General features: G+C 60.9%; 22 protein-coding genes and 1 pseudogene. 7 read left to right on the forward strand and 16 right to left on the reverse strand.

The genetic code is table 11. The annotated features are described in order from the left end of the window. Nucleotides 1–99 precede the first annotated feature (99 nt). From ISP19_RS11775 to ISP19_RS11805, 7 genes are all read right to left on the reverse strand, one after another. On the reverse strand, nucleotides 100–423 hold the full coding sequence (locus ISP19_RS11775) for a DUF2845 domain-containing protein (RefSeq protein WP_204682318.1): 324 nt from the start codon (nucleotides 421–423) through the stop codon (nucleotides 100–102). 54 nt (nucleotides 424–477) lie between these two features. After that, a complete protein-coding gene (locus ISP19_RS11780) occupies nucleotides 478–1,050 on the reverse strand; it encodes a DUF924 family protein (RefSeq protein WP_204682319.1) in 573 nt (190 codons plus the stop codon). Continuing rightward, entirely contained in the window at nucleotides 1,050–1,493 is a 444-nt protein-coding gene (locus ISP19_RS11785) for a DUF2383 domain-containing protein (protein WP_204682320.1), read from the reverse strand. The genes ISP19_RS11780 and ISP19_RS11785 overlap by 1 nt, the downstream gene beginning before the upstream one ends. A gap of 111 nt (nucleotides 1,494–1,604) precedes the next feature. Then, a complete protein-coding gene (locus ISP19_RS11790; RefSeq protein ID WP_204682321.1) occupies nucleotides 1,605–2,357 on the reverse strand; it encodes a DUF2884 family protein in 753 nt (250 codons plus the stop codon). A gap of 83 nt (nucleotides 2,358–2,440) precedes the next feature. Next, on the reverse strand, nucleotides 2,441–2,995 hold the full coding sequence (locus ISP19_RS11795) for a hypothetical protein (protein ID WP_204682322.1): 555 nt from the start codon (nucleotides 2,993–2,995) through the stop codon (nucleotides 2,441–2,443). Next, on the reverse strand, nucleotides 2,995–3,543 hold the full coding sequence (locus ISP19_RS11800) for a peroxiredoxin (RefSeq protein WP_204682323.1): 549 nt from the start codon (nucleotides 3,541–3,543) through the stop codon (nucleotides 2,995–2,997). The genes ISP19_RS11795 and ISP19_RS11800 overlap by 1 nt, the downstream gene beginning before the upstream one ends. A 150-nt stretch (nucleotides 3,544–3,693) precedes the next feature. After that, entirely contained in the window at nucleotides 3,694–4,152 is a 459-nt protein-coding gene (locus tag ISP19_RS11805; protein WP_204682325.1) for a hypothetical protein, read from the reverse strand. Between the two features lie 224 nt (nucleotides 4,153–4,376). Here ISP19_RS11805 and ISP19_RS11810 point away from each other — a divergent pair, with 224 nt between their 5' ends. After that, entirely contained in the window at nucleotides 4,377–4,796 is a 420-nt protein-coding gene (locus tag ISP19_RS11810) for a universal stress protein (protein ID WP_204682327.1), read from the forward strand. Between the two features lie 318 nt (nucleotides 4,797–5,114). Beyond that, on the forward strand, nucleotides 5,115–5,936 hold the full coding sequence (locus tag ISP19_RS11815; protein ID WP_204682329.1) for a ferritin-like domain-containing protein: 822 nt from the start codon (nucleotides 5,115–5,117) through the stop codon (nucleotides 5,934–5,936). 30 nt (nucleotides 5,937–5,966) lie between these two features. Here the strand turns inward: ISP19_RS11815 and ISP19_RS11820 are convergent, their stop codons facing one another. From ISP19_RS11820 to ISP19_RS11840, 5 genes and pseudogenes are all read right to left on the reverse strand, one after another. Then, a complete protein-coding gene (locus ISP19_RS11820; RefSeq protein WP_204682331.1) occupies nucleotides 5,967–6,446 on the reverse strand; it encodes a DUF6491 family protein in 480 nt (159 codons plus the stop codon). Between the two features lie 75 nt (nucleotides 6,447–6,521). Continuing rightward, the gene (locus ISP19_RS11825; protein WP_204682333.1) at nucleotides 6,522–6,794 is read right to left on the reverse strand and encodes a hypothetical protein; all 273 of its coding nucleotides are present in this window, start codon (nucleotides 6,792–6,794) and stop codon (nucleotides 6,522–6,524) included. 4 nt (nucleotides 6,795–6,798) lie between these two features. Next, entirely contained in the window at nucleotides 6,799–7,263 is a 465-nt protein-coding gene (locus tag ISP19_RS11830; protein ID WP_204682335.1) for a DUF6491 family protein, read from the reverse strand. Nucleotides 7,264–7,325: 62 nt separating this feature from the next. Continuing rightward, the gene (locus ISP19_RS11835; RefSeq protein WP_204682337.1) at nucleotides 7,326–8,066 is read right to left on the reverse strand and encodes a hypothetical protein; all 741 of its coding nucleotides are present in this window, start codon (nucleotides 8,064–8,066) and stop codon (nucleotides 7,326–7,328) included. 82 nt (nucleotides 8,067–8,148) lie between these two features. After that, a pseudogene (locus ISP19_RS11840) lies at nucleotides 8,149–9,021 on the reverse strand (LytTR family DNA-binding domain-containing protein). 142 nt (nucleotides 9,022–9,163) lie between these two features. On the opposite strand from ISP19_RS11840, the gene ISP19_RS11845 reads away from it, so the two are divergent. The 3 genes from ISP19_RS11845 to ISP19_RS11855 all read left to right on the forward strand — a co-directional run bounded on the left by ISP19_RS11845 (nucleotide 9,164) and on the right by ISP19_RS11855 (nucleotide 11,726). Continuing rightward, complete coding sequence (locus tag ISP19_RS11845; protein WP_204682339.1) at nucleotides 9,164–10,435, forward strand: MFS transporter; 1,272 nt, start codon at nucleotides 9,164–9,166, stop codon at nucleotides 10,433–10,435. 222 nt (nucleotides 10,436–10,657) lie between these two features. Then, nucleotides 10,658–11,332, forward strand: coding sequence for a glutathione S-transferase family protein (locus ISP19_RS11850; protein WP_204682342.1), 675 nt, complete (start codon nucleotides 10,658–10,660; stop codon nucleotides 11,330–11,332). Nucleotides 11,333–11,408: 76 nt separating this feature from the next. Then, entirely contained in the window at nucleotides 11,409–11,726 is a 318-nt protein-coding gene (locus ISP19_RS11855; RefSeq protein WP_204682345.1) for a hypothetical protein, read from the forward strand. A 73-nt stretch (nucleotides 11,727–11,799) separates the two neighbouring features. Here the strand turns inward: ISP19_RS11855 and aceE are convergent, their stop codons facing one another. From aceE to rsgA, 4 genes are all read right to left on the reverse strand, one after another. Next, complete coding sequence (gene aceE, locus ISP19_RS11860; RefSeq protein ID WP_204682347.1) at nucleotides 11,800–14,493, reverse strand: pyruvate dehydrogenase (acetyl-transferring), homodimeric type; 2,694 nt, start codon at nucleotides 14,491–14,493, stop codon at nucleotides 11,800–11,802. Nucleotides 14,494–14,833: 340 nt separating this feature from the next. Continuing rightward, the gene (locus ISP19_RS11865; protein WP_204682349.1) at nucleotides 14,834–17,125 is read right to left on the reverse strand and encodes an NADP-dependent malic enzyme; all 2,292 of its coding nucleotides are present in this window, start codon (nucleotides 17,123–17,125) and stop codon (nucleotides 14,834–14,836) included. Nucleotides 17,126–17,279: 154 nt separating this feature from the next. Then, on the reverse strand, nucleotides 17,280–18,554 hold the full coding sequence (locus ISP19_RS11870; protein WP_204682351.1) for a peptidase MATCAP family protein: 1,275 nt from the start codon (nucleotides 18,552–18,554) through the stop codon (nucleotides 17,280–17,282). Between the two features lie 7 nt (nucleotides 18,555–18,561). Continuing rightward, nucleotides 18,562–19,617 carry a ribosome small subunit-dependent GTPase A gene (gene rsgA, locus ISP19_RS11875; protein ID WP_204682354.1) on the reverse strand — a complete coding sequence of 352 codons (1,056 nt, stop codon included), beginning with the start codon at nucleotides 19,615–19,617 and terminating at the stop codon, nucleotides 18,562–18,564. 227 nt (nucleotides 19,618–19,844) lie between these two features. Here rsgA and ISP19_RS11880 point away from each other — a divergent pair, with 227 nt between their 5' ends. Then, a complete protein-coding gene (locus ISP19_RS11880; protein WP_204682356.1) occupies nucleotides 19,845–21,089 on the forward strand; it encodes an aminotransferase class I/II-fold pyridoxal phosphate-dependent enzyme in 1,245 nt (414 codons plus the stop codon). 3 nt (nucleotides 21,090–21,092) lie between these two features. Further along, nucleotides 21,093–21,692 carry an SGNH/GDSL hydrolase family protein gene (locus ISP19_RS11885; RefSeq protein WP_204682358.1) on the forward strand — a complete coding sequence of 200 codons (600 nt, stop codon included), beginning with the start codon at nucleotides 21,093–21,095 and terminating at the stop codon, nucleotides 21,690–21,692. The last annotated feature ends 92 nt before the right edge of the window (nucleotides 21,693–21,784 follow it).

The following is a 21,784-nucleotide window of genomic DNA, read 5'->3' on the forward strand; positions in this document are numbered from 1 at the left end:
GGGATTACGCGGAGTTTTTTGCACTTCTTGCAGACATCACAAAACCCGCGATCCCGGCGAAGGTCGATACCCCGATAAGCCTTTGAAATGAGTGCCGCTTTACCGCGGCAGATCCTCGATGTGCGCGATCTTGCCATTGGCGATGGTAAAAATCGTTGTATGGCCGTCACGCCGGTACTGCCACTTCTCCCCCTTCTCCTTCGCCTGCTGCTTCTTGCTCTTGCCGACGGATCGGGAGGAGCCCTTGCGCGCACTCTTGTCACTCGCACTTTTCGTCCGCACCACTGGATTTCCCATCAACGCCTTCACCTTGGCCGCGCTGTCACCCACTACCAACAGCTGACTGCCCACGCGCAAGCTTTCCAGCGCATGTGCGCTGACGCTGCATACCAGCAAGGCGACGACAAAAAAATAACGGTGCATGACATGCTCCCTGTCGTAATCCGGCCACATTCCAAGGCCAGCGAAGCAACCCAATCAGAATCCGGTGCCGCGCTCCGCGAGATAGGCCAGTTCGTCCGGCGTACTCACTCGGCCCAGCACGGCATTGCGATGCGGAAAGCGGCCAAAGCACGCGATGACCGCTTCGTGGCGTCGAGCATAGTCGAGAAAGCTGCGAAAACGATCTGGAGCTTCCCTGCACAGGGCCTCGAACAACGCCACAGAGCGTTGCTGTAACCCAATATCTTCAGCATGTTCCAGCGGCATGTAGGCAAACACTCGCTGGAACGCTGGAAGCTGGCGGTCAAAACCTTCCTCGATACCTGACAACGCCAGTTGTTGTGCACGCACATCCTGCGCCCAGGCACGTGGATCGTGACGATAGAGATTGCGCGAAAACTGATCCAGCACGATCAACAGGGCCAGCCAACCGGAGGGTGTGTCAGGCCAATCTGTCAGCTTGTCAGCTGCGGCCAAGTCGACCTGCGCCATGAACCGCTCGCGGATCAACGCATCGAAGGCCGGATTGCTGGCGTACCACTCGTCGTGATGGGCAGGATCGAACCAGAATGCCAGCACAGCCTGTGCGTCTGGCGGCGGGCAAGTCATCAGTGCCCTACGGCCTTGGCTAGGCTGTGCATGTCCAGATCGATCAACTGCAGGCGCGACAGCTGGCGAAGCATGGTGGTCGTCATCTCGCCCGGCCCTAGCCGGCCGAGCACACGCTCGAACGCTCGCAGCAAACGCTGCTCGCTGCGAGCAAGCAGCCGTATCCAGGCGTCATCGCTGCGCGGCAGGCCTCGCAGCAGCAGGGCATCAAAGCGCTGCCGCACCGCACCAATCATGCGGCTGCGGGTCGCTGGCGTCAGCGCATGCCTGCGCATCTGTGCCTGCAGCTCAATGATCACTTGATCCAACGACTGGGCTTCTTCGTTCAAAACGGTGCGTAACCCCGGTTCGCTTACCTGAGCAGAGGCATGGCGATACAACGTCCGCAGCTCGATGCTGCGACGGATCAGTCCATTGCACAGGTATCGGGGTATGAGCGACACGCTGGTCGCCTCCTGCCTGGTCTCAAAACAAGGATGGCGCCATGTTGCAGAACCGGTACTTAGCGGCGCATTAACCTGCGAGCCTTCGTGAGAGCTTGCTCAGCCAACGTTTCACTGGCCGACCTGAACCAGGTTCAATGGCCGGCCGTTACTGGCCCGGATGCCTTCCTGCAAGACGGACAGGCGCTGGATAGAAGGGCACAACGCCTGGATCTGGGGTCGCAGCACCTGTAGGCGCTGCTGCAGACGCGGCTGAAAGCCGGTAGCGAGATGGGTGGCACGATCGCGCAGCGCCGCCGCTTGTTGCAGATCCCCGCTGACGGCCGCGCTGACGGCCTGCTGCCCCAGTGCCGAGGCGAGCAATGGCGCGATATCGTTGATGACCTGATTGGCGTATTGGTTGGCAGCGTCGCCGTGCCAGTCGTGGGTACTCTCGCTGGCCGCGATGCGTTGATGCAGTTCGGCTGCATGAGCGGCCAAACGGCGATCAAGTTCGGCCTGTGTGTCGGCGTCCAGATCCAGGCCACCGGATTCATCCCGCACTGCTTGCATGGTCACATCCACACCTTGCTGGGCAACGGCTTTGACGCGCGGCATCAAAGCGCGCAGATCGCGCTGAAACAGGGCGAGTCGATCTTGGTCTTCATCGTTCAAGGCGACCGTCTGGCCATCCGTAATCAGCGCGCCGTCGGTCAATATCACACGTGTCGGCGCAGGTGCTGGACGATCAAAAATAAGCTGGTTCGGCCGTACCGTGAGGTCATAGCTGCTGGTGGCGCGGCATACCGTCGCCAGGTCCTGCGCATGCAAGCCGCCACAAGCCATGGCAAACATGACGACGGGAAGCAACCGATTCAGGCGCATAGATAAAGATCCGGGCAACGCGATGGCGACATGGGTCGATAGCGATAAAACCCGCCGCAGGAACTGCGGCTGAACCGCCCGGATCAGGCGCGGCGCGCGCGAAATTGCAGGCGTACTGCCGGATGCCCCAGTTGCCAGGCCAGCCATAGCAGCAGCGGTATCGCGAGCACGCGCAAACCGATGCCTGCCAGTAGAACCCGCTTTAGCTCGCCCATCTGCGCAGCCTGCGCGGGCGTGGACTGCCCGCCCGCCAGCAAGACCGTATTGGCCGCCTCGAACACACTCCATTGCTGCCATAGCAATACGCCGCGATAGGCACTCCAGACGCAGAGTCCCAGGGCAACCACGCGCAGCACCGGCCGCGCCCATGCCTGTCGCAGGATGCAGCCCGCACTGGCCACGATCACCACGAACGCCACGACCAGATAGCCGATATCCCAAGCCAGCATGCCATGCAGGGCCGAAGCGCTCTGATCATCGCCGGCAGGCAGCGTCTGCAAGACTCCCCATATCTGCTGGGCGTGATGGATGTACTGCACACCGCCGAAAGCAGCCAGCAGCAGCATGACCCAGGCAAACATGCGCCACCAAGCAAACCCGGGCTTGCGCCGGTCCAGGTTGGTTCGGGAGATCAACATCAGGTGGAAGCCTTCTTTAACGTATTGAGGTCGCTCAACACTTGAGCGGAGTTTTTCTCAGGATCCACGTCGCGGTAGATCTTGGCGATCTTGCCGTTGGGATCAATCAGGAAGGTGGTGCGCTTGGCGAAATGCATACCGATGGCCGAGGTCAGTACCCCATAGCTGGTGGCTACCTGGCGGTTGGCATCCGACAGCAATGGAAACGGCACGTGATACTTGGTCGCGAATTCTTCGTGCGATTTTACGTCGTCCAGGCTGACACCCACCACTTCCGCACCGGCCTGGCGAAGCTTGATGACGTTATCGCGAAAGGTGCAGACCTCGGTGGTGCAGCCCGGCGTGAAGTCCTTGGGATAGAAGTACAGCACCAACCAGCGCCCGTGATAATCGGCCGGGGTACGCCAGTGTCCGTTCTGATCCTCCAGCCGGAAATTGGGCGCGACCTGGCCCACCTGCGGATTACCCAACGCCACGCCCGCCCATGCAGGAATCGCCAAAAGGCCCAGCAGGCAGGCCATCGCGAGCATGATTGAAAAGCGGCGCATGGACATCACTCCCCAAGGAAATAGAAGCCGGTCTGAAAAGCCCTGTGGCATCGAGTATACGCGGGCGATTCATGCCTCGAGCAGTGCGGCTTTGGCAAAACGAAAGGCGCCACCAGGGCGCCTTTCGTACATCGTCATAGCAGAAGCCGATTACTTGGCCGGCTCGATGTCGAACTTGTCGATGGCCACGCCGAGATTGATACCTTCACCCGTGCCCGACAGTGCAATCGAGGTCGTGCCCTTGGTCAGTACCTGTGCCGTGCCGCTGCTGACCGCGCCAGCCGACGCTCCGGCCTGGGCATAACTGCCGAAGACATCGTGGATGCCGTAGACATTACTGATGTCGCCACGACCGCTGACACGGAACTTGCCAGCCGTAAGGCCACCACCGTGCATGCTGAGGCTCACGGCGGCACGCTGACCGTTGTCGCACGTTACATGGCCACTACCCGTCGCATGCTGATAAATCGCCGACCAGCCAGCCAGTTCATACGTCAGATGGCACTTGATGGGTGCCGAGGCAGCGAACGTCGGGGTCACTGGTAGTCCAGCTAGTCCGCCGGCACAAAGCACCATCGCGGCGGTCAGTCCAAAAGTACGCTTCTTCATGGGGGGTCTCCTTACATTGCGTTACGGTCATCAATGCCGTGACGGAAGTGTCACGTTTGGAAACTGAACAGATGAGCAAGAATGCTCCTATGTGTTAAGCATCGGCAAGTTCTTGTGATGGCGATGTAGATCCGGCCTGTTGTTTCCATGCACTTGATGCTTAACTAACGACACGCCATGCACACTGGAACGCGCGTGGCGCCTTTTATTGCCACGGAGGAAACATGGTCAAGTATTCGCTGGTCGGTTACGACAGCTCCGACACCTCGCAGCGCGCCTTTCGTTTTGCCATGGAATTGGCACGCGCGGGCGATGGGCGAGTACGGGTGGTATATGTGCTGCAGGTGACCCAGGGCGGCGCGGACGCATGCTCGCTGATGATCACCGACGAATCCCGCCAGCGTACCCAGGAAATGTTGGATGAGCTGCGCGCGATCGCCCCGGATGCCATCGATCGTGTAGACCTGGAAATCACCCACGGCAGCCCCGGCGATGTGCTGCTCAATCAGGTCCGCCAGCATCCGGATATCGACCACATCGTCATCGGCCATACCTCAAGAGGTACCCTGGCCCGCTGGCTGTTGGGCTCCGTGTCGGAGGACGTGCTGGCCGGCGCCCACGTGCCGGTGACCGTCGTTCGCTAGGGCCCGCTTACACTATTTTCGTGGCTCGCGCCGGGAGCTGTTTGCGCGCCGGCCAAGGGAAGAGCTGTGGAGTGTACGTCCGTACACGACTGAGCGATGACGCGGGATGGTGGGCAAACAGACCCGGCCCCCGGGGTTGCCTTGAATGGCCCTCATGCGGCAACGCGAGCTACGCAAATAGTGTAAGCAGGCCCTATATTCCTGTCATAGCAGCCTTTAGGTCGGCTGGCATTAATCCGCCGCAGCGTTCTCCCTTTATGCTGTTGTCCCCGATCTGTCATGGATCGGACGGCCTTTTCTGTACAGGAACCTCCCCACGTGGACTACAGCTCCGCCCTGCCTTGGACTCTGGAAAGCCTGAATTTCGCGGGTATCGATGTTGCCCGCGTCCGGCACAACCAGGATCTTTTCTTGCTGCTTTGCAGCGCTTCGTTTGTTGAAAGCGGCTCGGACCTGTACACCCATAACCTGATCGAACACTTCGATGGCGACCTGGAGCTGCAAGCCTGGCTGCGCGAGCACTGGGAGCACGAGGAGCTGCAACACGGCCGCGCCCTCGCCGCCTATGTCCGTCATGTCTGGCCGGAGTTCGACTGGGACGCAGGTTTCAAGGCGTTCTGGAACGACTACGGCGCTCTGTGCACGAACGAGCAACTCGAACCGTCGCGCGGCCTGGAATTGGCCGCCCGCTGCGTGGTGGAAACCGGCACCGCCAGCCTGTACCGCGCCTTGAACGACATCGTCGACGAGCCGGTGCTCAAACAGCTCACCAATAACATCAAGAGCGATGAAGTGCGGCACTACAAGCACTTCTACCAGGCCTTCCAGCGTTATCGCGAAAGCGAGCGGCTGGGGCGCTACAAAGTTTTCCGCGCGATCCTGCGCCGGGTCAATGAGATCCGTAACGAGGACAGCGATATCGCGCTGCGCCACGTGTTCAACCAGTGCTATCCCCAGCACAAGGATGACAAGGCGGCATTCCTGAAAGTGGCCGGTCCGGCCCAGGCGCTGCTGCGCCGGCACATCCCGGCAGAAATGACCGTAAAGATGCTGCTCAAACCGCTGAATCTGCCTCCGCGGTTGCTCCAAACCTTGGAGAAGCCGTTGGCCAAGATCAGCGAGAAACTGTTTTTGCACTAGGGCCTGTTTGCGGCCCCCTTTACTGATTAACTACTGGTTGCCACTGGTGCTTGCGGGCGGAGCCGCGTTGCTGCCGTTATCACGCGGCTGCAGGTCCACCTCACGCTGCGCCTGCTGCACAATCTTCAGTTTCGAAAGATCGACAGGGCGGATTTTCGTGATCGTGCACGGCCCATACGGACGCCCCGCCAGGACCTTGTCGAAGTTCACCGATACCTCGCGGAAGGTCGAGGTCAGGCCGATCGCCTGGGTCCATATCAGGTTGGGACAGCTCCATACGTCCAGCAGGTAGGCCTTATTGGGCACGGTGTAAACCACCAATTGCGTATCGGATAGCGGCTCCCACGACCAGATACGAGGGGTCAGGTAGCGGAAGCTACGTATCGGCGCCCCCGCCGCCTCGTTATAGGCATTCTGGCGCTGCTGATCACGCTGGGCGACGGGCAAATTGGAACAGCCGGCCAGCATGGTGGCAATCAATAAGGCGCTTACGGCACGTATCGTCGACATGGCAAAAACTCTCGATTCATCTGCCACGACTTAACGCACCAGCACACGGGAAGTGCACAAGTACCGTCGTTCTATTCAGCCCGACGAGGGTTGCTCCGTTTCGCGTGTGCGCTCACTGCCGCGAGACTCCGATTCCGGCCAGTGATACCAGTCCTTGTGCAACGCAAACTGCTTGCAGCTGAGACAGATGGTGATTTCCCAGCGGTAGGCGCAACCAGGACAAACGCCGCCGGTCCAGAACGTATTCCACACCGTACCGCAGCCGCCCATGTGGCGGGAGCAGAGCCAGCGGCTCGTGCTCAATGGGCGCCAGGCGCAGTGTGGGCAGTAGATGTCCGGCTCTTTCACGGCCTTAGTTGCCGGTCTTTCCCGCTGGCGTGGCGTTGTTGCGCTGCAGACTGTCGATGTGGTGTTGCGCTGCCTTTTCCATTTTGAACTGAGTCAGATCCACCGGCCTGATCTGCTTGATTGCGCAGGGAATATGGCTGCCGCCAACCAACACTTCGTCAAATCCCACCTGCACCTGATTGGCGAAGGAAGTCAGGCCGATGGTGTTGGTAAAGGTCAGGTAATTGCATGGCCAGACATCCAGCAGGTACGCACGTGTCGGCAGCGTGTAGATCACCAGTTGCGTGTCGCTCAGCGGTTCCCACGAATAGATGTTGTTGAGAACCAGCCGGAAACTCCGCACCGGTGCGCCCGCCGCAGCGGTATAGGCTTGTTGACGCTGCTGCAAATGCTGGGCATACGGCACGCTGGCGCAAGCCATCAGGCTTGCAGCCAGGAGTACCACGATCAAAAGCCGCATCTTCGACATACGTTTTCCTCCATGCAGCGGATACGCCATCGTTGACACTTGGGCAGCCTAACCAGGCCTGTTCACTTCTTGCCCAGTTCGGACCACTGCGACGGATTAAAGCCACCGGTCTCGAACACCAGCGTCTGCTTTCCGCCATCCTGCATTTCGACATCCATGGTGATGCGTCTGGTCTTTTCCATGGCCTCGATAAATGGCTTGTCATCACGAATGAAGATCGCCGGCTCATTACCAGTAGTGGGCAGAAAAGCACGCAGCGGATGCGACTTGCCATCGAACTGTGCCTGGATCATGCAATTGCCCTTGCACACAAAGCCATGCCCGCTACCGAACAGGAAGACACTTTGTCCCCATTTGGTGTGGCGCCGCAGCACCAGGCGCACCGCACGGTCACCCGAAGGTGCCGTGGTATAGAGACTGGCCGTGGACTGGGTGCCGCCTTCCATTGGGCCCACCTGATACGTCCACAGCGCAGCCAGACGGTGTTTTTCGCTGGTTTCCTTCCAGCGCTGCTCGACTTCCGGCAAGGTCTGCTGCACTTCCTTGGCGGCGGCGGAATTGGGGAAACGTTGAACGATTTCCTGGCCAAGTCCGGACGCCATCTCGTCATTTTTCATTTGCAGCATCTGGCGATAGGTCTGCAACTGGTCATTGGCTTCTTTGGCCTCCGCCTGGGCCTGTGCCTGCGCGGCATCGGCCTGGGATGGCGCAGCGCTCTGGTCCTGCTGCGAGCAAGCAGTCAAAACCAGCAGACCGCACACAGCAACTGCAGTCACGGAACGGCGAAAAAGCAAACGAGTCATTGTCAGTGCACCGGCGATGGACAGGCTGCTAGCTTGAAACGAGCCCTCTTCCGGCGCAACCGGCCAAAGCGCGAGATCGGCGTTATGCCGCGGCCGACTGACCAAACCGTTCACGCAAAACCGTGCGATAGCGGCGGCTACAGGGGATTTTCACGCCGTCGCGCATCAACAGGCGCGCATCGCCGGTATCCAGCGGTTCGATCTCGGCCAGGAAATCCAGGTTGACCATATAGCTGCGGTGCACCCGCACGAAATGCTGCGCATCGAGCCGTGCCTCGATACCGCCCATGGTCGCGCGCAGCGGATAATCACGCCCGCGCACGTGCAAATTCACATAGTTGCCGGAGGCCTGCAGCCATTCGATCTCACGTGCCGCCAGCAGGAATTCCTTGCCGAGCTTACGTACCAGAAAGCGCTCGGGCTGTTCGACCGGCTCCACCGGCGGCCCGACATCCGGCTCCGCCAACAAGCTCGCTTCGCCCTGAAAACGCACCACCCACAAGCGATACAGGCCGATGCCCGCCAATATCCAGAAATAGCTGCGGACGTCCTTGAGGTATTCGTAGCCGAAATCCTTCCACCAGGCGCCGAATTCGTAGTGACGGCCGACACTGAGATAGGCAAGCTTGCGCAAGAGCACCATGCCGCCGACATGGATCAGGCTGTACACCACGCTGCAGACAAGATGCAGCGGCAGATGACGCCACTAGGCTTCGAGCCGGATCGGCCAGCGCCGCGATGCGTAGACCAGCGCGGGTATCAAGGCCAGCATCATGATCGAGCTGCTGGATTCCCACACCCAGGGCTGCCATGACGACACATCCGGGTGATCCATCACGGCAACCACCGCGTTGAACACGGTATTGATGGCAAAGAATACCGGCCAGAAGCCGATCTCGAACGATCGCCGCCAGCGTTGAAAGCTTTCGAACGTGAAACCGTGATGTGTCCCCATAGCGGGATTCTACCCAGCCTTCTGTGGTGATTCGCCACCCGCAGGCGCGACCTTTCGCAGTATTGCCATAAAGCACAGCAGACGAATCGCTTGCGCATCGGTGAGCGCTTCCGATAATGCCCCATCCAGGCAAGGATCCCTCATGTCGCCCTCCCCCGCGTCGGGCTCTACCGATTCGCTGTTTCAACATCGCGCGTATGTCGCCTTCTGGTGTGCTCGCACCGCCTCCAGCTTCGGCTTCCAGATGCTGGCGGTCGCAGTGGGCTGGCAGATCTATGCCATGACCGGACGCGCCTTCGATCTGGGCCTGATCGGCCTGGTGCAATTCTTTCCATCCGTGTTGCTGGCATTACCTGCCGGTCATCTCGCCGACCAGTTCGATCGGCGGCGCATCGTACTGATCGGGCAGATCGTGGAGTGGATCGCGATCATGCTGCTGGCGATCCTGACCTTGCTGCACGCCATCAACGGAGTCGGCATTCTGTTGCTGATATTCGTCATCGCCACCGCCAAGGCGTTTGAATCTCCTTCGATGCAATCGATGGTGCCGGCATTGGTACCCCCATCGTTGCTGCCGCGAGCCATGGCCGTAAATGGTTCGGCCATGCAAGCGGCATCGATCGTGGGACCTGCCTTGGGCGGCTTTCTTTACATCGCCGGTCCTGGCGTGGTGTACAGCGCCTCGGCAGTGTTGTACCTGATCGCCGCTACATTCGTGTCTCAACTTCGCTATGAGCAGGCGCCACCGAAACGCGAGCCGGCTACGCTCAAGACCCTGTTTGCCGGCGTGCATTTCATTCGCGAGCGCAAGGATGTACTCGGCGTGATTTCATTGGATCTGTTCGCCGTGCTGCTCGGCGGCGCGACCGCATTGCTGCCGATTTTCGCCAAGGATGTGCTGCACACCGGCCCGTGGGGCCTTGGCCTGCTGCGTGCGGCCCCGGCAGTCGGCGCCTTGCTGATGTCGTTCTGGCTGGCACACCACAGCATGGAGCGTCGCGTAGGCAAAATCATGTTTGCGTCCGTGGCTGGTTTTGGCATCGCAACGCTGGTTTTCGCGCTGTCCAAAATCTTGTGGCTGTCACTGGCAGCATTGTTTGCACTGGGCGCGTTCGACATGGTCAGCGTGGTGATCCGTGGCTCGCTGGTGCAGCTGGACACTCCGGATGCCATGCGTGGGCGTGTCAGCGCGGTCAACGCCATTTTCATCAACACCTCCAACCAGCTCGGCGAGTTCGAATCCGGCATGATGGCGGCGTGGTTGGGGGCCGTGGGTTCCGCGGTTTTCGGCGGTATCGGCACATTGGTGGTGGTGGGTTTGTGGATGGGGATGTTCCCCAGCCTGCGCCGCCGCGAACGCCTGCACCGGGAACGGCCCACCCAGGATAAGGAAGCATCGGCACAGACGATCTAGCCAGCAGCCCGATGTCGCCAAGTTATCTACGATGCGTGCAACACCTGTCGGATCACAACATCTTCAGATGACATCGGCACTGGTGATCAGCCCTACATGACAGGCCAGCTGACGATGCTTGAGTTCGTTGTATTGTTCGGCTGAATCACCAGGCAGTTATAGCGTCCGCCTATTCGCCAGGAATTCGTCCACGGATAAACCTTCGCATCCACGGGAGCCGTCGTGATCACTGTTCATCACCTTAATAACTCGCGCTCGCAACGTATCCTGTGGTTGCTGGAAGAACTCGATCTGCCGTACGAGATCAAGCATTACTGGCGCGATCCGAGGACCATGCTGGCGCCGCCTGAGCTGCGTGCGGTGCATCCTCTGGGCAAATCGCCGGTGATCACCGATGAGGCACTAACCTTGGCCGAATCGGGAGTCATCATGGAATACCTGGCGGATCGCTATGGTTCTGGCAGGCTGATTCCTGCACACGGAACCTTGGCCCGTCTGCGCAGCCAATATTGGCTGCATTACGCAGAAGGATCGGCCATGCCGCTGCTCCTGCTGAAGCTGGTGTTCCGACGCGTTGAAACCGCTCCGGTCCCGTTTTTCGTACGGCCGGTCGCGAAAGGCATTGCCGGCAAAGTTCAGCAGAGCTTCGTGGATCCGCAAATCGCCTTGCATCTTGCCTATCTGGAAGGCGAGCTGGCCAAAACGGAGTGGTTCGGCGGCGCAGATTTCAGCGTTGCGGACATCGGCATGAGTTTCCCCCTGGAGGCGGCTGCGGCACGCAGCGGACTCGATGACCGCTATCCGCGCCTGCAGGCCTTCCTGCAACGCATCCACGCGCGCCCGGCCTATCAGCGGGCGCTGCAACGCGGCGGTGAATACAGCCTGTTGAGCAGCTGAATGCGAGTATCATTGATTAACGTCACGCTCACGTCAGCGCTGGCAATTTGCAGTATCCGGACAGTTGGAGAATCCCATGAGCAGGCAAGCCGATATCGAACGTCGCCTCGACGACCTCAGCACCCGCGTGCGGCATTACACCGATGGCGTCTCCGAAACGGCCGATGGCATGGCGACACGTGGACGTCGCGCCGTGGGTCGCTTCAACCGCGTCGATACGGGCAAGCGCATCGTCCGCGCGGCGGAGGATTTCGCGGACGAAGCCAATTACCAGTACCGTCGCCTGCGTCGCCAGGTCAATCGTCATCCGGTGGCGACCGCCGCTATCGTGGCTGGCACCATCGGTGCGTTCCTGTTGTTGCGCCGCGTTTTCCGCAGTGACGACGAGGATTGATCGAGCAGGCCTCAGAGCAAGCAGCCCATCCGCAAAAAGAAACCCGCCTTTCGGCGGGTTCTTTTTTACTACATCAGACGTTCTGCGGATTCGGCTTGTCCGGATCAAGCTTGTACTCGCGGATGGCGCGCGCGACATCCTTGGCGTTGACCTTGCCGTCCTTCGCCAGCGCGGCCAGCGCGGCATGCGCAATCCAGTAACGATCCACTTCGAAGAAGTTGCGCAGGTGTTCGCGTGTATCCGAACGGCCGAAGCCATCGGTGCCGAGCACGGTGTAACGCATGCCATCCGGCATGAAGGCGCGGATCTGGTCGGCGTATTCACGCACGTAGTCAGTCGCTGCAATCGCCGGACCTTGATGGCCCTGCAACAAACCGGTGACATACGGTACGCGCTGTTCGGCTTCCGGATGCAGGCGGTTCCAACGCTCGGCATCGAAACCCTCGCGACGCAGCTCGCTGAAGCTGGGCACGGACCAGATGTCGGCGCTGATACCGAAATCCTTTTCCAGCAGCTCGGCCGCAGCGATCACTTCCCGCAGGATCGTGCCTGAACCCAGCAGTTGCACGCGAGGTTCGCTCTTCTTCGCCTTGCCAGCATCCTTGAACAGGTACATGCCCTTGACGATGCCCTCCTCGACGCCTTGCGGCAGATCGGGATGGGCATAGTTCTCATTCATGACCGTGAGGTAGTAATAGGCGTCTTCCTGATCCTCGATCATGCGGCGCGTGCCATCCTGCAGGATCACCGCGACTTCGTAGGAGAAGGTCGGATCGTACGCACGCGCATTCGGAATCGCACCGGCAAGCAGATGCGAATGACCGTCTTCGTGCTGCAGACCTTCACCGTTCAGCGTGGTGCGGCCGGCCGTACCACCGATCAGGAAGCCGCGCGAACGCATGTCGCCAGCGGCCCAGGCAAGATCGCCGATGCGCTGGAAACCGAACATCGAGTAGTAAATGAAGAACGGCAGCATCGGCTGGTTGCTGATGCTGTAGCTGGTCGCCGCGGCCATCCAGGCGGCCATGCCGCCGGCTTCGGAAATACCTTCCTGCAGCACCTGGCCCTTCTGGTCTTCGCGGTAATACAGCAGTTGGTCGGCATCCTGTGGACGGTACTTCTGGCCGAACGGTGCATAGATACCGATCTGGCGGAACATGCCTTCCATACCGAAGGTGCGTGCTTCGTCAGCGACGATCGGCACCACGCGCGGACCGATGGCCTTGTCGCGCAGCAACAGATTCATGCCGCGCACCAGTGCCATGGTGGTGGAGATTTCGCGATCGCCGGTGCCCTTGGTGATCTGCTCGAACGCAGCCAGATCCGGCGCCTTGAGCTTCACATCGGTGTGGCGGCGGCGCTGCGGCAGGAAGCCGCCGAGTTCCTTGCGGCGTTCCAGCATGTACTGCACTTCCGGGGAATCCTTGCCGGGGTGGTAGTACGGCACGTCCTTGAGCTTGTCGTCCGGCACCGGAATGTTGAAGCGGTCACGGAAGTGGCGCACGGCTTCGTCGTCCAGCTTCTTCTGCTGGTGTGTCGGGTTCTGCGATTCGCCGGCGGCGCCCATGCCGTAGCCCTTCACCGTCTTGGCAAGGATCACCGTGGGCATGCCCTTGGTGTTCACCGCCGCGTGATAAGCCGCGTATACCTTGTGCGGATCGTGGCCGCCGCGGTTCAAACGCCAGATGTCGTCGTCACTGAGGTTGGCGACCATCTCGCGCGTCTCCGGGTATTTGCCGAAGAAATGCTCGCGCGTGTACGCGCCGCCGAAGGCCTTGCACGCCTGGTATTCGCCGTCGATGGTTTCCATCATCAGCTTGCGCAGCACACCGTTCTTGTCGCGTGCGAGAAGCGGATCCCAGTAGCTGCCCCATACCACCTTCAGCGCATTCCAGCCGGCGCCACGGAAGACACCTTCCAGTTCCTGGATGATCTTGCCGTTGCCACGCACCGGACCATCGAGGCGCTGCAGGTTGCAGTTGATCACGAAGATCAGGTTGTCCAGGCCTTCGCGACCGGCCAGGGCGATGGCGCCCAGCGATTCGGGCTCATCGGTTTCGCCGTCGCCCAGGAAGCACCAGATCTTGCGGTCGGACTTGGGAATCAGGCCACGATGTTCAAGATACTTCCAGAACTGTGCCTGGTAGATCGCCTGGATCGGACCCAGGCCCATCGACACCGTCGGCACCTGCCAGTAATCGGGCATCAGCCAGGGATGCGGATAGGAAGAAAGGCCGCGGCCATGGCCGGCGACTTCCATGCGGAACAGATCAAGCTGATCTTCGCCGATACGACCTTCGAGGAAGGAACGTGCATAGACGCCGGGGCTGGAGTGGCCCTGGTGGAACACCAGATCGCCCGGATGATCGGCGCTCGGCGCACGCCAGAAATGGTTGAAGCCCACGTCGTACAACGTGGCCGACGAAGCAAAACTGGCGATATGGCCACCGAGCTCACCGGGCTTGCGGTTGGCACGGACCACCATCGCCATGGCATTCCAGCGGATCAGCGTACGGATGCGCCATTCCATGGCACCGTCGCCAGGCATCTTGGCTTCCAGATGCGGCGGGATGGTATTGACGTATTCGGTGGTGGGGTCGAACGGCATATAACCGCCCGAACGGCGCGCGGAATCGACCAGCTTTTCCAGCAGGAAGTGCGCACGCCCGGTACCTTCGCGATCGATGACGGCACTGAGCGACTCAACCCATTCCTGGGTTTCGGTGGGGTCGAGGTCCTGGTGGAGGATATCGTCGAGCTGATCCATGGAATGTCTCCGCGGCGCCGTGCGCCGCCATGCGGTGGATGCGCGTCGCTGGGGAGGCGACGAAACCGGAGCATCGATCCGGCGACTTGAGGCGGCACGGAATAAGGACCGCGTGGCGTGTTCGCCGCAGGACGAGCTAAGTCTTCCGATTCTAGCCCTCAGCTGGTGATCCCGCCAATTGCCAAGACGCTACATACGTATGCGCACGGGCATAGGCCTGATGCTTTATGGCAAGCACACAAAATGCCATACGGTGTTTTCGACGCGGCGCAAATAAAAAAGCGGCCTAAACGGCCGCTTTTTTTGATTGCCATATGCACGATCCAGACTTGGGTCAGCGTCAGCCCCGCTCACCTTGCGCTGCAGCACGAATCTGCGCATCGACCACAGCGATGGCTGTCATATTCACCACGCGCCTTACGGTGGAGGACGGAGTGAGAATGTGCGCCGGCTTGTTCACGCCCATCAGGATCGGCCCGATCGCTACGCCGTCGGTCATCACGCGGATCATGTTGTAGGCGATGTTGGCGGCATCGAGATTGGGCATCACATACAGGTTGGCACGCCCACTCAACGTGGTGTTGGGGAAAATGCGCTGGCGCAGCGCTTCGTCCCAGGCCGTGTCGGCCTGCATTTCGCCATCCACTTCCAGCTTCGGCACGCGCGCCTTGAGGATCTTGTACACCTCGCGCATCTTGGCCGCACTGGCGTTCTCGTGGCTGCCGTAGTTGGAGTGCGAGAGCAACGCGACCTTGGGCTCGACACCGAACAGCTTCAGGCGATAGGTCGCTTGCAGTGTGGCCTCGGCAATCTGCTCGGCCGAGGGGTCGCACTGCACGTGCGTGTCGAGAAAGAACCAGGTGCCTTTGTCGTTGATCACACCGCTCATCGCCGACGTGCACTGCACGCCCGGGTCGAGCCCGAACACGCTGCGGATATAACCCAGCTTCTTGTGATAACGCCCGACCAGGCCGCAGATCATCGCATCGGCCTCACCACGCTCGACCATGATCGCTGCGATCAGGGTAGGACGAGAGCGAAGCAGGTTCTTGGCTGCCGCCGGTGACACGCCACGGCGCTCGGTCAATGCGTGGTAATGCTGCCAATACTCGTTGAAGCGCGGGTCTTCATTGATGTTGGTCAGCTCGAAATCAACGCCCGGACGCATGCGCAGGCCCATGCGTTCAATGCGTGCCTCGATCACTTCCGGACGGCCGATCAGGATCGGACAGGCGAGCTTTTCATCAATCAAGGTCTGCACCGCGCGCAGCACCGTTTCTTCCTCACCCTCCGCATACACGACACGCTTGCGATCCGTACGCGCGCGCTCGTAGATCGGCTTCATGATGTAGCCGGTGCGATAGATGAACTGCGCCAGCTTCTCCAGATACGCATCCATGTCGGTAATCGGACGCGTCGCGACACCCGACTCCATCGCAGCTACCGCCACGGCGGGTGCCAGCATCACCAGCAGGCGCGGGTCAAAGGGGCGCGGAATCAGGTAATCCGGACCGAAGGTCGGAGGATCGCCGGCGTACGCGCTGGCAAGATCACCGGATTCCATTTGCGCCAGCGCAGCGATCGCGTGCACACAGGCCAGCTTCATCGCTTCGTTGATACCGGTAGCGCCCACATCCAGCGCGCCGCGGAAGATGTAGGGGAAGCACAATGCGTTGTTGACCTGGTTCGGATAGTCCGAACGGCCGGTGGCGATGATGCAATCCGGGCGTACCTTCTTGGCGTCTTCGGGCAGGATTTCCGGATTGGGATTGGCCAGCGCCAGGATGATCGGCTTCTCGGCCATGCTGGCGACCATTTCCGGCTTCAGGATGCCGCCGGCCGAGAGACCGAGGAAGATATCCGCTCCCGCGACGATGTCAGCCAGCGTGCGCGCCTTGGTATCGCGCGCGTAACGCTGCTTGTCGGGATCCATATGGTCGCGGCCGGTGTACAGCACACCTTCGCGATCATAGGCAAGGATGTTCTCCGGTTTCAGGCCCAGCGCCACCAGCATGTCCAGGCAGGCGATGCCCGCTGCACCCGCACCGGCCGTGGCCAGCTTCACGTCCTCGATCTTCTTGCCCACCACTTGCAGTGCGTTGACCACCGCTGCACCAACGATGATCGCGGTACCGTGCTGATCGTCGTGGAACACCGGAATCTTCATGCGTTCGCGCAGTTTGCGCTCGACGATGAAGCATTCCGGCGCCTTGATGTCTTCCAGATTGATGCCACCGAAGGTGGGCTCCATCGAGGCGATGATATCGACCAGTTTGTCCGGATCGCGCTCGGCCAGCTCGATATCGAACACGTCGATGCCGGCGAACTTCTGGAACAACACGCCCTTGCCTTCCATCACCGGCTTGCCGGCCAGCGGGCCGATATCGCCCAGGCCGAGCACGGCTGTGCCGTTGGTGATCACTGCCACCAGGTTCGAGCGGGCGGTGTACTCGCTGGCCGATTGCGGATCCTCAACGATTGCCTCGCAGGCATAGGCCACACCCGGTGAATACGCCAGCGACAAATCACGCTGGGTAATCAGCGAGGTAGTTGGCGAGACCTTGATCTTGCCGGGACGCGGAAGGCGGTGGTACTCGAGTGCGGCTTTGCGGAAGTCGTCGGAATGAGCCATCTGATGCAATGCAACGAAAAAGGGAGGGAAGAGAGCTGCCAAGCAGGCAATGGCGGGCATGGTAGCACCGGGGGTGCTTCGGGTTCGCGCCCGCCTATGTAGGCACCCGCCTTCTTATAACCAGGATTTTGCCCACGAATCCCTCCTTTGGAAGTTACACGCCCAACGACAGTGACTCCGCCTCCACCTTCGACATGCGGATGCGATTGATAAACAACGAGAACGCCAGCTTGCCGGCCAGGCCGTGAACATGCTGCATCCATGGCGGTAGCCAACGCGGGGATGCCAGCACACCGGAAATAAAATGTGGTTCCAGGCTCATCACATCGTGCAGGGTCAGCTTGCCGGCAAACAGATAACGCAGCAGATCCAGACGACGTTCCTTCAATGCCCAGCGGAAGAAGGTGTGCACGTCCAGCAGGCCGGACAGATAAACATTGTCCTTGGCGAAAGCCGCCCCCCCGGTCAGCGGTACGCCGCGAAATACGCGCTGCGCGGAATGGAAGCTGTCGGCCACACTTTGACCGCAGCGATTGAAGAAGCGATACACCTCAACAAAGTCCGCGCCATTCAACGCCATGTCGATGGCCAGAATGCGCAGGCTGATGCGTTTGAGCCTGGCAATATCGATCGCGCCCGACATCAGTTCGGCAAACACCGCCAGCCCTTCCTGGGTTGCCGTGACACGCGGCGAGGTGCGCGCCAGCGATGCCAGCAGCGGTTGTTCGCGGCCATTCAATGCCGTGAGCGAATGCACAAAGGCTTCGTGATTAAGCAACTGGTGGCGATCGTACTGACTGAAACGCATGCCACCACGCAAGCGGATGCGCGTCGCGCCCGCCGCCGCTTTCGCGGTGAGATCGTTATCGATTTCCACCGCAATCTTGCCGGCACCGAAAAACTCATCGAGCACCTTGGCCAGATCCGCGCGGAGTTTTTCGGAAGAGATGTTGGCGGAGATGTCGTCGTCGTGCAGATCCGCGCCGAGCTCGTCGGACAGCTCCACGAAATAATGAGCGGCATCGAGATTGCTGCGGTCACTGCCCGGGATGGCATCACCGGGGCGGCCATAGAGCTGGATGGAAGGCGCCGTGACACCCTCGGTACCGACAGCTTCCAGCATCTCGGCAGCGATGCGCCAGGATTCGGCGGTACGGCGCAGATAGTCACCGAGTGGATCGTCGTTGCCCGCTTCGCTTTCGATCGCGGCAAGTTCCCTGCGCACCTCGGACAGGTCGGGTTTTTTGTAGGTTACTTCCGGCAAGGCGTACTGCCCTCTGCCGTACTCCTCGATCATCCGGTCTTCCAGTGATGCCGGCCAGCTGACCGTCGCCAGGATGTTGATGCCGCGCACCGCCGCCAGCAGACGCTTGTCGAGCGCGGCGTAGACTCCCAAGCCGGCGGGTATCGCGTCGACTGGCGTGCTCATTACTTCATCACTCCCTTTCACGCGAACCGCGCGGCCCATGCAGCTTGCCCACCGGACGCCCGCCGCGCTGACGGCGCAGACGTGATTCCAGCATGGTCGCTTGTTCCTCGCGCTCGTCGCGCAGCTTCAGATAGTTGCGCCAGCGTTCGGCGGAAAGTTCGCCGTCATGCAGCGCTTCTTGTACGGCGCAACCGGGTTCGCTGCCATGGCCACAATCGGCGAAACGGCAGTTTTCGGCCAAGGCTTCGATATCGGCGAACAGATCGAGATTTTCCTCGCCCGTGAGCTTCAACTCGCGCATGCCGGGCGTATCGATCAGGCAACCGCCACTGGGCAGCTGCAGCAAGGCGCGGTAGGTCGTGGTGTGGCGGCCACGGCTGTCATGATCGCGTACCGCACCGGTCGCCATGCGTTCGCTGCCCATCAAGGTGTTGGTCAGCGTGGACTTGCCGGCGCCGGAAGAACCGACCAGCACGGCACTATCGCCTGGCTTCATGTAAACCGACAAGGCGACAACACTGGCCGGATCCTTGCCGTTGATGGCATGGATCGGCGTGCCCACCGGCAAGCGGGCACGCAATTCGGCAATCCTGGCCTCAGCATCATCGCGTTGGTCGAGCTTGCTGAGGATGACCACCGGCTGCGCGCCGGAACCTTCCGTCAGGGAAAGATAGCGTTCGATCCGTGCCGGATTGAAATCACCATCCAGGCCAGTCAGCACCAGCACGTAGTCGATATTGGTGGCGATCACCTGGCGCTCGTAGCGCTCGCCCGCCGCTGCCCGCGACAACACGGTGCGGCGCGCTTGCACGGTGAGGATGTGCGGCGGCTTGCCCGGCTCGATTTCCACGAAATCGCCCACCGCCGGCCGCTCGGCCGGATCCAGTCCGCGCTTGAGGAAGTGACCGGCCGGTTGGGCACCAAAGGTCTGGCTGCCGTCATGCAACTCGTAACCGGCGCGGTGCTGAGCCACCACACGGGCCAATAGCAGTCCGTCACCGGGCAAGGCCTCGCCCCGCCAACCGATACGGCGGAGCTGTTCGATGGTCTGGGCATTGCTCATGAGGTTGGATTATGCCGGGTGGCGCAGGCAACGGGGAACATATCGTTGACGTGAGACAGATATTTTCGCTTCAAGTCTTGCGGGTGGGAGGTGGCGCCGAGGGTTGCGATGCTTTTCCCGCTCCCCTGTTTCGCCCCATTTCGGCCCCACAGCGCCCGTCCACGCTGTTAGCATCGTCCCGAACCGGCGGCATGCCGGGTTTCCTCGAAAAATAAAGGACGAAGCCGTTGGCCCCGATCAAACCCAGCGCGCATCTGAACGAGGTGCGTTACGAAATCCGCGGTGCGCTGACCCGTCGCGCGCGCGAACTCGAAGCCGCGGGATTGCCCATCATCAAGCTCAATATCGGCAACCCCGCCCGCTATGGCTTTACTGTGCCGGATCACCTGCGCGAGGCCATCGCCGCGCACCTGCACGAAAGCGAAGCCTATGGCCACGAGCAGGGCCTGGAACAGGCACGCGAAGCGATCGCCGCGCAACAGCGGGCGCGCGGTGCGCATCATGTGGAAGTCGAGCGCATCTTTATTGGCAACGGTGTCAGCGAATTAATCGATCTAAGCCTGCGCGCACTGCTGCAACCGGGCGATGAAGTGTTGCTGCCAAGTCCGGACTATCCGCTGTGGAGCGCGGCCACCATCCTCAATGGGGGCGTGCCTCGCTATTACCGCTGCCTGGCCGAGAACCGGCACATGCCCGATCCGGAAGAGATCGAGGCGCTGATCACGCCGAGGACCCGTGCGCTGGTGCTGATCAACCCGAACAACCCCACCGGCGCAGTGTATCCGCGCGCCTTGCTGGAGCAGATCGTCGCCATCGCCGCGCGCCACCACCTGCTGCTGCTTTGTGACGAGATCTACGACGAGATCCTCTACGACGACACCACCTTCCAGCCGCTGGCGGAAGTCGCCGGCAACACGCCGTGCATCAGTTTCGGCGGCTTGAGCAAGGTGCATCGCGCTTGTGGTTATCGCGTGGGCTGGTTGAGTCTTTCGGGCGATCCGGCGCGCACCCACGATTACCGCGACGCACTGCAGCTGCTGGCGGCCTTGCGCCTGTGCGCAAACGTCACCGCACAATGGGCGGTGATTCCTGCGCTGCAAGATACGCCGACCATCAACGCCCTCACCTCGGCGGGCGGACGCTTGCACGACGCACGCAAGACCGTGCTGGAAGGTGTTGCAGCCAGCCGCTATCTGGATCTGGTAACACCGGGCGGTGCGCTCTATGCGTTCCCGCGCGTGCGAAGCGATCGCATTGCCAATTTCAGTGACGACGCGTTTGCGCTGCGCCTGCTGGAAGAAGAATCAGTGCTGGTCGTACCCGGCTCCAGTTTCAACGTGCCCACCAGCCGCCATCTGCGTCTGACGCTGCTGCCGCCACCGGCACAACTGCACGAAGTGTTCGTGCGCATGGAGCGGGTATTGGAACGGATGGCGGCCGAACAAACACCGCGCGCAGCGGCGATCGCCTGATCCATGGCTTTGCGTTATCTGGCTCTGGGTGACTCCTACACCATCGGCGAGGACGTGCTGGCTAATCAGCGCTGGCCGATGCAGCTCACTGAAAAGCTGCGCGGGCAGGGTCTGGTTATCGACGACCCGCAGATTGTCGCGGTCACCGGCTGGACCACGGACGAATTGTCCGACGGCATCGACAAGGCCGAGCTCGCTGCAAGCTATGACCTGGTCACCCTGCTGATCGGCGTCAACAATCAATATCGGGGCCGGCCGGCCGAGGAATACCGTGCTCAGTTCCGCGCCTTGCTGCTGCGCGCGATGAGCCTGGCTGGCAAGCGCCCGCAACGTTTGGTGGTGGTTTCCATTCCCGATTGGGGCGTTACGCCATTCGGCCACCAGAGTGGCCGCAATCTGCGGCAGATCGCGGCGGAACTGGATGCATTCAATGGGATCGCCCATGCGGAAACCCTTGAGGCCGGCGCCCGGTTCGTGAATATCACCGGCATTTCCCGCGACCACGCCAATCTGGTCGCTTCAGACGGCCTGCACCCTTCGGGTGCCCAGTACAGCCTGTGGACCCAGGCGATCGAACCCGTCGTGCGGGCCGCTTTAAGCTAAGAAAGCTCGGGGAAAGGCCGGCAGCAACCTCTTTGCAACCTTTTCGCCATCACTTGGTGACGTTGCAGTATGAGACTGAGCACCCGGCAACC

The organism is Dyella flava (assembly GCF_016904955.1).
GTDB lineage: Bacteria > Pseudomonadota > Gammaproteobacteria > Xanthomonadales > Rhodanobacteraceae > Dyella_B > Dyella_B flava.

Coding starts and splice junctions, on each gene's coding strand:
- ISP19_RS11775 (WP_204682318.1), bottom strand. CDS start 423: ATGCACCGTTATTTTTTTGTCGTCGCCTTGCTGGTATGCAGCGTCAGC.
- ISP19_RS11780 (WP_204682319.1), bottom strand. CDS start 1,050: ATGACTTGCCCGCCGCCAGACGCACAGGCTGTGCTGGCATTCTGGTTC.
- ISP19_RS11790 (WP_204682321.1), bottom strand. CDS start 2,357: ATGCGCCTGAATCGGTTGCTTCCCGTCGTCATGTTTGCCATGGCTTGT.
- ISP19_RS11795 (WP_204682322.1), bottom strand. CDS start 2,995: ATGTTGATCTCCCGAACCAACCTGGACCGGCGCAAGCCCGGGTTTGCT.
- ISP19_RS11800 (WP_204682323.1), bottom strand. CDS start 3,543: ATGCGCCGCTTTTCAATCATGCTCGCGATGGCCTGCCTGCTGGGCCTT.
- ISP19_RS11805 (WP_204682325.1), bottom strand. CDS start 4,152: ATGAAGAAGCGTACTTTTGGACTGACCGCCGCGATGGTGCTTTGTGCC.
- ISP19_RS11810 (WP_204682327.1), top strand. CDS start 4,377: ATGGTCAAGTATTCGCTGGTCGGTTACGACAGCTCCGACACCTCGCAG.
- ISP19_RS11820 (WP_204682331.1), bottom strand. CDS start 6,446: ATGTCGACGATACGTGCCGTAAGCGCCTTATTGATTGCCACCATGCTG.
- ISP19_RS11830 (WP_204682335.1), bottom strand. CDS start 7,263: ATGTCGAAGATGCGGCTTTTGATCGTGGTACTCCTGGCTGCAAGCCTG.
- ISP19_RS11835 (WP_204682337.1), bottom strand. CDS start 8,066: ATGACTCGTTTGCTTTTTCGCCGTTCCGTGACTGCAGTTGCTGTGTGC.
- ISP19_RS11845 (WP_204682339.1), top strand. CDS start 9,164: ATGTCGCCCTCCCCCGCGTCGGGCTCTACCGATTCGCTGTTTCAACAT.
- ISP19_RS11855 (WP_204682345.1), top strand. CDS start 11,409: ATGAGCAGGCAAGCCGATATCGAACGTCGCCTCGACGACCTCAGCACC.
- aceE (WP_204682347.1), bottom strand. CDS start 14,493: ATGGATCAGCTCGACGATATCCTCCACCAGGACCTCGACCCCACCGAA.
- ISP19_RS11865 (WP_204682349.1), bottom strand. CDS start 17,125: ATGGCTCATTCCGACGACTTCCGCAAAGCCGCACTCGAGTACCACCGC.
- ISP19_RS11870 (WP_204682351.1), bottom strand. CDS start 18,554: ATGAGCACGCCAGTCGACGCGATACCCGCCGGCTTGGGAGTCTACGCC.
- rsgA (WP_204682354.1), bottom strand. CDS start 19,617: ATGAGCAATGCCCAGACCATCGAACAGCTCCGCCGTATCGGTTGGCGG.
- ISP19_RS11885 (WP_204682358.1), top strand. CDS start 21,093: ATGGCTTTGCGTTATCTGGCTCTGGGTGACTCCTACACCATCGGCGAG.